This is a genomic window from Streptomyces sp. NPDC002467 (assembly GCF_042889825.1).
In the GTDB taxonomy this organism is placed as follows: Bacteria; Actinomycetota; Actinomycetes; order Streptomycetales; family Streptomycetaceae; genus Streptomyces.
The window spans coordinates 47,334-60,346 of the sequence record NZ_JBIARJ010000021.1; the positions used below are offsets into that span (position 1 = coordinate 47,334).

General features: G+C 73.7%; 15 protein-coding genes. 5 read left to right on the forward strand and 10 right to left on the reverse strand.

The window, feature by feature from the left end; genetic code table 11:
* Positions 1-44: 44 nt before the first annotated feature.
* Together ACFYYJ_RS33665 and ACFYYJ_RS33670 are read left to right on the forward strand one after the other, a co-directional pair.
* A complete protein-coding gene (locus tag ACFYYJ_RS33665; protein ID WP_385129186.1) occupies positions 45-836 on the forward strand; it encodes an SURF1 family protein in 792 nt (263 codons plus the stop codon).
* Positions 837-845: 9 nt separating this feature from the next.
* Positions 846-1,601: an SDR family oxidoreductase gene (locus tag ACFYYJ_RS33670; RefSeq protein ID WP_389137948.1), complete on the forward strand. Its 756-nt coding sequence runs from the start codon at positions 846-848 to the stop codon at positions 1,599-1,601.
* Positions 1,602-1,617: 16 nt separating this feature from the next.
* Here ACFYYJ_RS33670 and amaP read toward each other — a convergent pair whose 3' ends face one another.
* The 5 genes from amaP to ACFYYJ_RS33695 form a co-directional block, all read right to left on the reverse strand.
* Complete coding sequence (amaP, locus tag ACFYYJ_RS33675) at positions 1,618-2,175, reverse strand: alkaline shock response membrane anchor protein AmaP (RefSeq protein WP_385365538.1); 558 nt, start codon at positions 2,173-2,175, stop codon at positions 1,618-1,620.
* A 7-nt stretch (positions 2,176-2,182) separates the two neighbouring features.
* Positions 2,183-2,725, reverse strand: coding sequence for a DUF6286 domain-containing protein (locus tag ACFYYJ_RS33680; protein ID WP_389137950.1), 543 nt, complete (start codon positions 2,723-2,725; stop codon positions 2,183-2,185).
* Positions 2,722-3,075 (reverse strand): Asp23/Gls24 family envelope stress response protein, encoded by a 354-nt coding sequence (locus ACFYYJ_RS33685; RefSeq protein ID WP_385365548.1) that lies wholly within the window; start codon positions 3,073-3,075, stop codon positions 2,722-2,724. Before ACFYYJ_RS33685 ends, ACFYYJ_RS33680 begins: the two co-directional genes overlap by 4 nt.
* 67 nt (positions 3,076-3,142) lie before the next feature.
* On the reverse strand, positions 3,143-3,328 hold the full coding sequence (locus tag ACFYYJ_RS33690; protein ID WP_385129178.1) for a hypothetical protein: 186 nt from the start codon (positions 3,326-3,328) through the stop codon (positions 3,143-3,145).
* 15 nt (positions 3,329-3,343) lie between these two features.
* Positions 3,344-3,775 carry an Asp23/Gls24 family envelope stress response protein gene (locus ACFYYJ_RS33695; protein WP_385129176.1) on the reverse strand — a complete coding sequence of 144 codons (432 nt, stop codon included), beginning with the start codon at positions 3,773-3,775 and terminating at the stop codon, positions 3,344-3,346.
* Between the two features lie 220 nt (positions 3,776-3,995).
* Here ACFYYJ_RS33695 and ACFYYJ_RS33700 point away from each other — a divergent pair, with 220 nt between their 5' ends.
* Complete coding sequence (locus tag ACFYYJ_RS33700; protein ID WP_389137952.1) at positions 3,996-4,949, forward strand: zinc-binding dehydrogenase; 954 nt, start codon at positions 3,996-3,998, stop codon at positions 4,947-4,949.
* Between the two features lie 430 nt (positions 4,950-5,379).
* On the opposite strand, the gene ACFYYJ_RS33705 is transcribed toward ACFYYJ_RS33700, so the two are convergent.
* The 3 genes from ACFYYJ_RS33705 to ACFYYJ_RS33715 all read right to left on the reverse strand — a co-directional run bounded on the left by ACFYYJ_RS33705 (position 5,380) and on the right by ACFYYJ_RS33715 (position 8,531).
* Entirely contained in the window at positions 5,380-6,159 is a 780-nt protein-coding gene (locus tag ACFYYJ_RS33705; RefSeq protein WP_385129172.1) for an enoyl-CoA hydratase/isomerase family protein, read from the reverse strand.
* A 170-nt stretch (positions 6,160-6,329) separates the two neighbouring features.
* Positions 6,330-6,551, reverse strand: coding sequence for a helix-turn-helix domain-containing protein (locus ACFYYJ_RS33710; RefSeq protein ID WP_376658873.1), 222 nt, complete (start codon positions 6,549-6,551; stop codon positions 6,330-6,332).
* 381 nt (positions 6,552-6,932) lie between these two features.
* Entirely contained in the window at positions 6,933-8,531 is a 1,599-nt protein-coding gene (locus ACFYYJ_RS33715; RefSeq protein ID WP_384749490.1) for an ABC-F family ATP-binding cassette domain-containing protein, read from the reverse strand.
* A 253-nt stretch (positions 8,532-8,784) separates the two neighbouring features.
* On the opposite strand from ACFYYJ_RS33715, the gene ACFYYJ_RS33720 reads away from it, so the two are divergent.
* Positions 8,785-9,675, forward strand: coding sequence for a neutral zinc metallopeptidase (locus ACFYYJ_RS33720; RefSeq protein WP_385129170.1), 891 nt, complete (start codon positions 8,785-8,787; stop codon positions 9,673-9,675).
* A gap of 63 nt (positions 9,676-9,738) precedes the next feature.
* A complete protein-coding gene (locus tag ACFYYJ_RS33725) occupies positions 9,739-10,134 on the forward strand; it encodes a VOC family protein (RefSeq protein ID WP_389137955.1) in 396 nt (131 codons plus the stop codon).
* A gap of 33 nt (positions 10,135-10,167) precedes the next feature.
* Here the strand turns inward: ACFYYJ_RS33725 and ACFYYJ_RS33730 are convergent, their stop codons facing one another.
* Entirely contained in the window at positions 10,168-11,580 is a 1,413-nt protein-coding gene (locus tag ACFYYJ_RS33730) for a hypothetical protein (protein WP_385364528.1), read from the reverse strand.
* 117 nt (positions 11,581-11,697) lie between these two features.
* Positions 11,698-12,828, reverse strand: a complete 1,131-nt coding sequence (locus ACFYYJ_RS33735; protein ID WP_385364530.1) for an alpha/beta hydrolase — start codon at positions 12,826-12,828, stop codon at positions 11,698-11,700.
* Positions 12,829-13,013 lie beyond the last annotated feature (185 nt).

Below are 13,013 nucleotides of genomic sequence, written 5' to 3' on the forward strand. Positions count from 1 at the left end.
ACCCGGCCGCCGGGGTCTTCCGCGCTGGGGGTAACGTCGTCCGCGTGTACCGCTTTGTGCTGACCCGGCAGTGGGTGTGCCTCACCCTCGTCGCCCTCGTCCTCATCCCCGTGATGATCAAGCTGGGGTTCTGGCAGTACCACCGCCATGTGCACCGGGTCGCGCAGAACGAGCTGATCGCGACGAACCTGGGGGCGAAGCCGGTCCCCGTGGCGGAGGTCACGTCCCCCGGGCACGAGGTGCCCCGCGAGGACGTCTGGCGGGCCGTCACCGCGACCGGCACGTACGACACCGCTCACGAGGTGGCCGTGCGGATGCGGACCTCGAACAACGACAAGGTCGGCTTCCACGTCGTGACCCCGCTGGTCCTCGGCGACGGCCGGGTCGCGCTGGTCGACCGCGGCTGGGTGCCCGGCGGCGACGACCCCCGCGCCTATCCACCGGTGCCGGCCGCTCCCTCCGGCGAGGTCACCGTCACCGGCCGGCTGAAGGCCGACGAGACGAGCGGCGGCAGCGGCATCAAGGACCGCAAGGGTCTGCCGGACCGCCAGGTGATGCTGATCAACAGCGCGCAGCAGGCGCAGTACCTGGGCAGGCCCGTCCTCGGCGGCTACATGGAGCTCACCGCTCCGGCCCCGACGGGCGACGGCCCCGAGATCATCGCCGAACCCGACCACGACTCGATCGGCGCGCACATGGCGTACGCCGTGCAGTGGTGGCTGTTCGCGTCCGCGGTGCCGGTGGGCTGGCTGGTCCTCGTACGACGGGAGAAGAAGGACCGCGAGGAGGCGGCGGCCAAGGCGGCGGCCGTGGAAGCCGAGCCCGCGACCGCGTAGCGTGTCGGCATGGATCTTGGACTGAAAGACCGCGTCTACGTAGTCACCGGCGCCACCCGCGGCCTCGGTTTCGCCTCCGCACGTGAGCTGACCGCCGATGGCGCGAAGGTCGTCCTGACGGGCCGCGACGCGAAGCGGGCGGCCGACGCCGCCGCCGAGCTGGGCCCGAACGCGATCGGCGTGGCCGCCGACAACGCCGACCCGGAGGCACCCGGCCGGCTCATCGCCGCCGCGCGCGAGCAGTTCGGCCGCTTCGACGGGATCCTCGTCAGTGTCGGCGGCCCGGCCCCCGGCCTCGCCTCGGACAACACCGACGAGCAGTGGTCGGCCGCCTTCGACGCGGTCTTCCTCGGGGCGGTCCGTCTGGCCCGGGCGGCCGCCGCCGAGCTCGGCGAGGGCGGGGTCATCGGCTTCGTCCTGTCCGGTTCGGTGCACGAGCCGATTCCCGGCCTGACCATCTCCAACGGCCTGCGGCCGGGCCTGGCGGGCTTCGCCAAGTCCCTTTCGGCGGATCTGGGCCCGCGCGGGATCCGCGTCGTCGGCCTGCTCCCGGCGCGCATCGACACCGACCGGGTGCGCGAACTCGACGCGCTGTCCGGCGACGCGCAGGCGGCCCGCGCCGGGAACGAGTCCCGGATCCCGCTGCGCCGGTACGGGACCGCGGAGGAGTTCGGCCGCGCGGCCGCGTTCCTGCTCTCGCCCGCCGCCTCGTACCTGACGGGGGTCATGCTCCCGGTGGACGGCGGCGCCCGGCACGGCTTCTGACCGTCGGGCCGGCTCCTCACAGCACCCGCTGCGCCCGGTGCGAGGTCACCTTGAGGCGGGCCTCCGCCGGGAGTTCCGGGAGGCCCGCCGAGGTGCGGGCATGGTCCAGGACCGGGCCCGCGAGGGCGGACAGCGCGTCCGCGGGCACGCCGTGGGGTTCCAGTTCCATCGCGACCCGCAGGGCCGGCGAACCGCGCCGGCCCCGCAGCGAGGCCTTGCAGCGGGCCACGCCGTCGAGGGCGCCGGCCTCCGCGGCGACGGCCTCCTCCAGGGCGCGCCCCCGCAGCACGGCGAAGGCCCCGTCCCCGGTGTCGACCTCGACGGCCGCGAGCCGGGCCCGCCGCAGCTGGGACACCAGCCACCACAGCGCCAGCAGCACGCACACCGCGAGCCCGGCGACCACCGCCCACCACCACCAGCCCTCGCCGTGCCCGTACCGGACCCGGTCCTGCGCGGTGAGCAGCGGAGCGTGCCGCCCGTGCAGCGGCCGGGTGCCGGTGAGCAGCACGACCCCGGCGGCCACCAGGACCGCTCCGGCGACCGCCAGCAGGACCCGGTTCACCTTCCCGAGCATCTCCCGCTCACCTCCTGACCCGTACGCGCGGACTCGGCGGGTGCGCGAGGCCCAGTTCCCCGATGGCGACGGCGAGCACCTCGTCCAGGTCGGCCCGTACGTCGTCCAGCTCGCGGAAGTGCGAGGTGGCCCGCACCGCGACGTGGGACCGGCCCACCCTGACCCGCACCGACCGCACGCCCGACACCTCCATGGCCCGGTCCCGCAGCACCTGGGCGGCGTCCCTGCGGCCGAGCCCGGCCCGCACCCCGGCGACCTGACCGGGGGTCCGCATCGGGAGGATCCCCCGCAGGCCGGGGGTGCACGCGAGGAACAGGAGCAGCGCCCCGACCACGGCGAGGGCCGCGCCGGTCACCTGCACCGCGAGGTCCGCGGGGGTGAGCCGGTCGAGGTGGACGGCGAGCTCGTGGCGCCAGCGCATGGCGGGCCGGTGGGCCCGCACGGCGGCCAGGTCGTAGAGGAAGAGGGCCGCGACCGCGAGCAGGACGAGTGCGGTGAGGGCGGCGGGGATGCGCCGGGAGGAGCGGAACCGGGCGGCCGGGGCGGTCACCGCAGCCGCCGGTCCCGCCCGGCGGCGAGCCGGGTCTGCGTGGAGTGCAGGTGCTCGACGTCGATGTCGACCTCGGGCACGGACATCTCCGCGCACTCCTCGACGCGCCGGGTGACCCGACTCCGTACGGCCGCGCACTGGGCCGCGAGGTCGGCGGGGTAGTCGAGTTCCAGACTGACCCGGACCCGCGCGATGTCGTGGTGCACGGTGACGGTGGCGTGCGGGGGCGCGCCCGAGGGGGCGGGGAGCACCTCTCGGGCGGCCTGGGCGGCGATCTTGGCCACCACCCCGTCGGCGATCCGGGTGGATCCCCGGTCGGCGGGAGCCACCCTGGGCGGGGTGGACCGCATCGGACCGCCCTGCGGCTCGACCATCGACTCGGCCATCGACTCGGCCTTCGGCTCGCTCATGGGCGGCTCACCCGTGCCGGTCGTCGCGGCGGCGGAACAGGTCGCCGGGGTCCAGGTCCCCGTCGAGGAAGCGCCCGGCGACGAAGCCGACGGCGCCGAGGGCCGCCACCAGCAGGAACGCCCCGAAACCGCCGAAGAAACCGGCGAACCCCAGGGCCATGCCGGCGAACAGACCGGCGACCGCCATTCTCATTGCGGCTCCTCTCGGCTACTGGAGACGGGTCTCCGGCTCCTCGTCGGGCTCGTCGGGCAGCTTGACGTCGCTGACGGCGATGTTGACCTCGACCACCTCCAGTCCGGTCATCCGCTCGACCGCCGAGATGACGTTCTCGCGGACCTCCCGGGCGACCTGGCGGATCGCCACGCCGTAGTCGACGACGATCTCCAGGTCGAGGGCGGTCTGGACCTCGCCGACCTCCGCCTTGACCCCGCGGCTGACGGATGGCTTGCCGCCGCCGGGGACGCGGTCACGGACCGCGCCGAACGTGCGGGACAGGCCGCCGCCGCTGCCCAGGGCGTGCACACCGACCACCTCGCGGGCGGCCAGCCCGGCGATCTTCTCGACCACCCCGTCGGCGATGGTCGTACGGCCCCGCTCGCCGGGTTCCTTGCCGGAGCTGCCTGATGCGGATTCGGTCATCGCATCTCCTTGGGAATGACGTACCTCGAAGGAACGACTCCCGACCACCGTAAGCGCGCGGCCCGAATGGCGCGCCCAGGGCGGCGCACCCGGAGGAATCCCCGCCCGTCCGCGCTTGACCTCAACCTCGGTCGAGGTCCGAGAGTGGTCACGTTGATCAAGACGCGAGGACGCGAGGGCGCGAAGGCGCGAGGGCGTCAGGCTGAGAAGGGGGAAGCGCATGCGCGCGATACGGGTGGACGTCTACGGCGGTCCCGAGGTGCTGGTTCCCGTCGAGGTGCCGGATCCGGTCCCGGCCGCGGGCGAGGTGGTGATCCGGACCGAGGCCGTCGACACCATCTTCGTGGAGACCCAGATCCGCGGCGGCTGGGGCGAGGCCTTCGGCATCCGGCCCCCGTACGTCCCCGGCGGCGCGGCCGCGGGCACGGTCGTGGCCGTGGGCGAGGGGGTGGATCCGGCCTGGCTGGGGCGCCGGGCCGTTGCCGCGGCGGGTACGAAGGGGACCTACGCGGAGCTGGTGCCCGTCCCCCTGGAGGGCCTGGTTCCGGTCCCCGAGGGGCTGGGCCCGCGGGAGGCCGCGGCGCTGGCGCACGACGGGGTGACCGGGACGGGCATCGCCGAGGGGATCGGGATCCGGCCGGGTGAGCGGGTGCTGATCCTGGGAGCGGCGGGCGGGATGGGCACCTTGCTGGTGCAGATCGCGGTGGCGGCGGGGGCCCGGGTGATCGGTGCGGCGCGCGGCGAGCGGAAGCTGGCGCTGGTACGGGAGCTCGGTGCGGAGACGGTGGTGGACTACTCGGAGCCCGGCTGGACGGAGCGGGTCGGCGGGCCGGTGGACGTGCTGCTGGACGGGGTGGGCGGCGAGCTGGGCCTGGCGGCGTTCGCCCTGGTCCGGGACGGGGGCCGGATCTCGGCGCACGGGGCGCCGAGCGGCGGTTTCACGGAGCTCGACCCGGCACAGGTGGAGCGCCGGGGGCTCACGGTGCGGGGGATCGCGGAGGTCCGGTTCCCGGCGGCGGAGATCGCCCGGCTGACGGCGGTCGCGTTCGAGCAGGCCGCCGCGGGGCGGCTGCGCCCGGTCATCGCCCGGACGTTCCCGCTGGCCGAGGCGGAGGCGGCGCACCGCGCGATCGAGGCCCGCACGGTGCCGGGCAAGGCGCTGCTGATCCCCTAGTGCTCTGGCCGGAAAGGTTTGCCGGCTCGCGGCGTCCGGTGCGGTGCATCGCAAGGCGGAGGGCCACGCCTTGTACTGGACGTACTTGCGTGGCGCGACAACGCGGCGAGGTGCCGTGCCGGGCGTCGTGAGGCGGTGAACCTTTCCGGTCAGAGCACTAGCCGGTACGAGCACGGGCACCCGGCCGTTCGAGGACCGGGGGCCCGGGGCCGCTCGGCGGAGCCGGCCCGGGTCGTCCCGGTCACGGGGGTGCCGGGACGCCCCGGGCGGCGTGGGTCCGAAAGGCCCCGGGGCGCGCGACGGAACCGGGTCGGGCCTTCCGTGTGACGGAGGGCCCTGGCACCCGGGCGGCAGCGGGCGGAGAAGCCCCTGGTCGTGCGGCCGTGCCGGGGCCGGGCGTCCCTGGGCGGGGCGCCGGCCCGGGGCCGTGTCAGTCCGAGAGCCCGGCCAGGTCGCGCAGTCGGCGGGCCTGGGCGGCGCGCTCGGCGGCGCGCTGGTCGTCGTACGGGCGCGACTGGGCGTCCCGCAGCAGCGCCTTGGTCTCGACGACGGCGTCACGCGGCGGTGCGAGCAGGGCCGTGGCGAGGTCCTGGACGGCCGCGTCGAGCTCGTCGGCGGGGACGACCAGGTTGGCGAGGCCGACCCGCTCCGCCTCCTCGGCGTGCACGAAGCGGCCCGTGGCGCAGATTTCGAGCGCACGGGCATAGCCGACCAGCGAGGTCAGCGGCTGGGTGCCGGCGAGGTCGGGGACCAGGCCCAGGCTGGTCTCGCGCATGGCGAACTGGACGTCGTCCGCGACCACGCGCAGGTCGCACGCGAGCGCGAGCTGGAAGCCTGCGCCGATCGCGTGCCCCTGTACGGCGGCGACGGAGACGATGTCATTGCGGCGCCACCAGGTGAACGCCTCCTGGTACTCGGCGATGGTGGAGTCGAGCAGTTCGTCCGACCCACGTGCCAGGTCGAGGAAGGACGGCTCGCCCTCGAAACCTTCGGGGGTGAACGCCTGACGGTCGAGTCCCGCGGAGAAGGACTTGCCCTCGCCGCGCAGCACGACGACCCGGACAGTGCCCGGCAACAACCGTCCGGCCTCCGCCAAAGCCCGCCAGAGCGCGGGGGATTGGGCATTTCGCTTGGCCGGATTGGTCAGTGTCACCGTGGCGAGCGTGTCGTCGACGGTGAGTCGTACGCCGTCCTTGTCGAGCAGAGCCATCCGAATGCCTCCGGTGTGCGGTCGGCCGCGTTCTCGGCCTAAGTGACTGCACAGTAACCACCCAGTCGACCAAAGGGCCGACCGGGGGTCACCGAAGGTGGATCCGGACCGTTGGAACCATTGGAATGGGAACTGTTGGAACCGTTCGAACCGATGGGACCGGGGAAAGGTCAGGCCGTGGCGGCCTTCTTGCCGCGCGTCGCGCCACCGCGACCGCGCAGCGATACCCCGGACTCACTGAGCATCCGGTGGACGAATCCGTAGGACCGGCCGGTCTCTTCGGCCAGCGCCCGGATACTCGCACCGGAGTCGTACTTTCGCTTCAGGTCTGCCGCGAGCTTGTCGCGCGCGGCGCCGGTAACCCGGCTGCCCTTCTTCAGAGTCTCGGCCACCCGTGCCTCCTCGTGGGAAGTGCGCTCTGGACTTCTCATGATCACCCCTCCCCGGCTTCCTGGCCACCCATTCCGCAAGGTCGGTACGGCGGCATTTCCCGAGGGGTGGACGCCCGAGCAGAACGGAATCTCCTCTTCCGCCGCATGACTTCCGTCACACTTCTTCACCCTCACCGGGAATCTCCTGGTCAGGGGCGCGGCGCCGGAAAACCGGCGGCCCCGCTCGCGCACCTGCTCGGGCGCGACCGGGGCCGTCGTACGTCGTAGATCGGTACCAGACCGTCTCACTCAGATGATGGATCACCCCTGGGCCGAATGATCCATAAGGAACTGGATCAGACCGCGCGGACGGGGCGGGGGCGGGCGAGGGCCCGCCGGCGGTCAGGCGAGGGCCACCAGGTCCCGGTAGTCCGGGCCCCACAGGTCCTCGACGCCGTCCGGGAGCAGGATGATCCGCTCCGGCTCCAGGGCCTCGACGGCGCCCTCGTCGTGCGTGACGAGGATGACCGCGCCCTTGTAGGTGCGCAGCGCGCCCAGGATCTCCTCACGGCTGGCCGGGTCGAGGTTGTTGGTGGGCTCGTCGAGCAGGAGCACGTTCGCCGAGGAGACGACCAGCGTGGCCAGGGCCAGACGGGTCTTCTCACCGCCGGAGAGCACGCCCGCGGGCTTGTCCACGTCGTCGCCGGAGAACAGGAAGGAGCCGAGCGTCTTGCGCACGGCGACCAGGTCCAGGTCCGGCGCGGCCGAGCGCATGTTCTCCAGGACGGTGCGCTCGGGGTCGAGCGTCTCGTGCTCCTGGGCGTAGTAGCCGAGCTTCAGGCCGTGGCCGGGGGTGACCTCGCCGGTGTCGGGCTTCTCGGCGCCCGCCAGGAGGCGCAGCAGCGTGGTCTTGCCGGCGCCGTTGAGGCCGAGGATGACGACGCGCGAGCCCTTGTCGATGGCCAGGTCGACGTCGGTGAAGATCTCCAGGGAGCCGTACGACTTCGACAGGCCCTCGGCCGTCAGCGGGGTCTTCCCGCAGGGCGCGGGCTCCGGGAAGCGCAGCTTGGCGACCTTGTCGGACACGCGGACGGCGTCCAGGCCGGCGAGCAGGCGGTCGGCGCGCTTGGCCATGTTCTGCGCGGCGACGGTCTTGGTCGCCTTGGCGCGCATCTTGTCGGCCTGCGAGTTCAGGGCCGCGGCCTTCTTCTCGGCGTTCTGGCGCTCGCGCTTGCGGCGCTTCTCGTCGGCCTCGCGCTGCTGCTGGTAGAGCTTCCAGCCCATGTTGTAGATGTCGATCACCGAACGGTTGGCGTCGAGGTAGAAGACCTTGTTGACGACGGTCTCGACCAGGTCGACGTCGTGGGAAATCACGACGAAGCCACCGCGGTAGTTCTTGAGGTAGTCGCGCAGCCAGACGATGGAGTCGGCGTCGAGGTGGTTCGTGGGCTCGTCGAGGAGCAGGGTGTCGGCGTCCGAGAACAGGATCCGGGCGAGCTCGACGCGGCGGCGCTGACCACCGGAGAGGGTGTGCAGCGGCTGGCCGAGGACCCGGTCCGGCAGGCTGAGGGCGGCCGAGATGGTCGCGGCCTCGGACTCGGCGGCGTACCCGCCCTTGGTGAGGAACTCGGTCTCCTGGCGCTCGTACTGCTTGAGCGCCTTCTCGCGGGTGGCGCCGGAGCCGGTGGCGATGCGCTCCTCGTTCATGCGCATCTTCTTGATCAGCACGTCGAGACCGCGCGCGGACAGGATCCGGTCGCGGGCCAGGACGTCGAGGTCACCGGTGCGGGGGTCCTGCGGGAGGTAGCCGACCTCACCCGAGCGGGTGATGGAGCCGCCCGCGGGCTGTCCTTCGCCCGCGAGGCACTTGGTGAGGGTGGTCTTGCCCGCTCCGTTGCGGCCGACCAGGCCGATGCGGTCGCCCTTGGCGATGCGGAAGGAAGCGGACTCGATGAGGACGCGGGCGCCGGCGCGCAGCTCGATGCCGGTGGCGGTGATCACGGAAATACTCCAGGGCGGGTCGGGACGGCGGAAGGGGGGCAGGACGCGAAGCTTCGACGCCGCTAATCCGCGAGGAGATTTGCCATGGGATTCATTCTACCGGGGGTGTGCAACTGGTTTCGGGGCCGGCGGCCCGGGCGCCACGTCCCCCGTTCGGGCCGGCGATCGCACCGGTGGGCCGGGACGCGTACGAGGATGAGAACCCGTTGGTACTCGCCGCAGGGCGGCACGTGGATCGCGAAGGCGGTGCGGGATGCAGTTCGACGACAACGCCGATCTGGACACCTCCGAGGTCAAGGATGTGCGCGGCAGCCGCATCCCGGGCGGGAGGGCCACGGTCGGCGGCGGCATCGTCGGCTTGATCGCACTGGTCCTGGGGCTGCTCTTCGGGGTGGGCCCGGATCAGCTGGGCCTGTCCTCCGGGGACCAGGAGCCGGCTCCGGCCGTCTCCTCGATGGGCCAGGTGCAGCAGGCCTGCAGGACGGGGCGGGACGCCAACGCGCGCGAGGACTGCCGGCTGGTCGCGGTGGTCAACAGCACGCAGGACTTCTGGAGGCAGGAGTTCACCCGGCGCGGCGGGCGCTACACCCCGGCGTCGACGGTGTTCTTCACGGGCCGGGTGAACACCGCCTGCGGGGCGGCCACCTCGGCGGTCGGCCCGTTCTACTGCCCCGCGGACCGCCAGGTCTATCTGGACCTGGGCTTCTTCGAAGAGCTGCGGACGAAGTTCGGGGCGAGCGGCGGCCCGTTCGCCCAGGCCTACGTGGTGGCCCACGAGTACGGGCACCACATCCAGAACCTGATGGGGACGCTCCAGCGGGCGCAGGACGGGCAGCAGGGCGCGAACAGCAACGCGGTCAAGGTGGAGCTCCAGGCCGACTGCTACGCCGGGGTGTGGGCGCACAACGCGACGAAGACCCCGGACGAGTCCACCGGGCGGCCGCTGATCACCAGCCTGACCGACCAGGACATCAGGGACGGGCTGGACGCGGCGGCGGCGGTCGGCGACGACCGGATCCAGGAGAAGTTCCAGGGCCGGGTGACCCCGGAGTCCTGGACGCACGGCTCGGCCGAGCAGCGTCAGCAGTGGTTCTACCAGGGCTACCGCACCGGCGACATGGCCCAGTGCAACACCTTCCGCTGACTGTCGACCCCTCCTGCGATGCTGGTGTGACGCGCGTCACCGTCACGAGAGGGAGTGATCGTCATGGCAGGCGTTCCGTCCATCTGTCCCACGCTGGTCTACCGCGACGCCAAGGCGGCCATCAAGCTGCTGACCGAGGCCTTCGGATTCAGTCAGGTCGCGGTGTACGAGGGTGAGGACGGCTCCGTGGTGCACGCGGAGCTGGCGTACGGCAACGGCGTGGTGATGCTGGGCAGCAAGGGCCGGGGCGGGACGTTCGACAAGGCCATGGAGGGCGCCGGCCCCACGGGGGTCTACGTCCTGGTCGACGACGTGGACGGCCACCACCGGCGGGCCGCCGAGCACGGGGTGGAGATCCTGATGGAGCCCACCGACCAGGACTACGGCTCCCGCGACTACATGGCCAAGGACGCCGAGGGCAACGTCTGGAGCTTCGGCACGTACGCGCCGCAGGCCTGAGGACCGGCGGCGCGTACGCGCGTAGCGCTGCCGTCAGACTCCGCCGGTGTGGACCTGGAAGGCGGCCCGGCGGACCGCCTTGGCGAGGGCCGGGTCCGGGTGGGCCGCGGCCAGCGCGACCAGCACCTGCACGGTGCGCGGGTGGCCGACCGCGCGGACCTCGTCCAGCAGCCGGGGCACGGTGGTGCGCACGGCCGAGTCCAGGTGGCGGGCCAGCAGCTCCGCTTCGCCGTGGTCGGCGATGGCGGCCGCGGTGTCCACCCAGAGCCAGGTCGACTCCTCGGCGGTGAGCACGTCCTGCGCCTCGTCGGGGTCGACCCCGTCGTGCTCGGCGAGCCAGAGCAGGGCGTAGGGACGCAGGGCCGGTTCGCGTACGGCGGCGCGCACCTCGGGCTCGGCGGGGGCGCCGACGACGCGCAGCGCCTCGAAGGCGAGCCCGCGCAGCAGGGCGTCCTCGCCGCGGGCGGCGTGGAGCAGCTCGCTGACGGCGTGGCCGACGGGCCGGGCCGCGAGCCAGGCCCGGTACTCGGCGCGGGCGGGTCCGGGGGTGAGCCGGGCGCAGCCGTGCAGCATGGCGGCGGCGGACTGCTCGATGTTGCCGGCCGGGCTCTGCGCGGCGACGCAGATCTGCTCCAGCTTGACCCAGACCGCCCAGCTCCCGAGGGGGGTGAGCGCGGCCCGCGCGGGGCCCAGGGTGACGGCGTCCACGGCGGCGAGTCCCCCGAGCGCCCAGCGCAGCAGCCGGGCGAGGGGGACGGCGGCGGCCGTCCCGGCGTCCGCTGCGGACGGGGACCGGTCCTCGTACGGGACCTCGCAGCGCTCGTCGCGCAGTTCGGCGACGCGCTGCCCGAGCAGGTCGAGCAGGTCGGGGACGGTCACGGGGCCGGCCGACAGCTGGAGCAGGGAGAGGAGTTGGGGCATGGCCTCGACGACCTCGGCGACGGCCTCGGGGGTGATGTCGGCGGGGGCGGGGTGGACCAGCGACCAGGCGTCGAAGAGCGCGACCCAGCCGCGCAGGACGGCGGAGTCGTCGCGGTCCCAGGCGCGCAGCCGCCAGCCGGGCCGGGCGTGACCGCCGTGGACCTCGACGAGGCCGGCGAGCCGGGCGCGGTCCCAGCCGACGCGGATCTGGCCGTGCGTCAGGTTCAGTTCCCCGGCGGCGCGTTCGACGTCGACGGCGGGCAGGGCGCCCGTGGGCGCGGGCCTGCCCCCGTCGCCGGCGCCGAGGTTGAGTTCGGCCCAGCGGCTCAGGCGTACGGCATCGGCGAGCGATGCGCGCGCCCGGTTCGCGAGGTCGGCCGTGGCGGGCGTGCCGGCCGGGGGCCGCTGGGCGGGCCGGGTGCGTCGGTCGGTCACCGCCTTGCGGGCCGCGGCGACCGAGCGCGGGGAGACGAGTCGGAGTCTGGAGTCGCGAGCCAACTGCTCATCAGGCTTTCGGGACGTCACGGAAGCAGTCTCGCCCGTCACCGGCCGAAAGCCCAAACGGAATCGGCCATTGTCACTGCCCTCCGGGGTGACAGAACCGGACAACATCCCCTCGGAGGCTCCTCCGCCTCACGGCCTTCACATCAAAGGGGTGAGGAAACGGCGCAAGGCTTCCTCGTAACCCGCAGGGGCCGCGTTCCACATCGCGCCGTGCTCGGCCCCGTCGACGGTGTGCAGCTGGACGAGGTCGGGGCGCGCGGCGGCGAGCCGGCGGGAGGGCTCCCAGGGGGCGATCGTGTCGTCGGGGCCGTGGAAGATCAGGACGGGGACGCGCAGCGCGCCAGGGTCTGCGCCGGGCGGGCGGCGGTCGGCGCGCAGCCCCGCGCGGCCTTCGGCGGCCCAGACGGCGAGCGGGACCACCGGGGCCGGGGTGCCGCGGGCCGCGACGAGCCTGCGCAGGGTTTCGTGCCAGTCGAGTACGGGCGAGTCGAGGACCAGCCCGGAGATCCGGTCGGCCAGCGCGGAGCGTTCGGCGGCGTGCAGGGCCATGGTGGCGCCGGTGGACCAGCCGTGCAGGATCACCCGCCGGGCTCCGTAGCGCAGGGCGTAGCGGATGGCGGCGTCCACGTCGCGCCACTCCGATTCACCGAGGTGGCCGATGCCGTCCGGGGAGGCGGGGGCGCCGAGGTCGCCGCGGTAGGCGAGGTCGAGGACGGGGAAGCGGCTCCGGTTCAGGAAGGGCATGACCACCATCGGGTGCTCCCGGCTGCCGCCGAGGCCGTGCACGGTGATCACCCAGGTGTCGCGGTCCTCCGGCACGAACCAGGCGGGCAGCGCGCCGAGCTCCCCGGGGACGTCCACGTCGGCGTGGTCGAGCCCGAGGGCGGTGCGCGGGTTGCCGATGTGGACCTGGGGGGTGATCCGGACCCGGGAGCCGGGGTCGAGGGTGCCGTGGGTGACGCCGACGAGTCGGCGCACGACGGCGTCGGGGTCGTGCTCGGTCCCCGTGATCACGGGCCCGACCACGGCGTGCACCCCGGGTGCCGTCAGGCCGTAGGTGCCGGGGCGCAGGGAGGCGAGGGTGCGGGTCAGCGTGATCCGTCCGGCGGCGGTGGAGTGGACGCTGAGCCGGGCGCCGCCGGGCAGTGGGCGGCCGGGTTCGGGCCGCAGGGCCGCGTCGGCGGCGTACCGGCCGGCCGCGACGGCGGCCGCGCCGGCTCCCAGGAGGGTCGTGGTGACGGCCGCTGCCGTCGCTGTGGCGGTACGCACCGTTCCAGTGTCGGGGCGTGAGCACCGGCGGGCCACTGGAGGAGATCGTTCCGCGGTCCGCGCGAGGCGGGCTCGGGAGGTGCGCGGGGCGTGCGCGGGGTGGCGTGATCTAGGTCTCTTTCGACCCCCCGAGCAGGGGGTCGTATACGCCGGCGCGCCGGGGCGGAGGGGTTCGTTCACCCCGC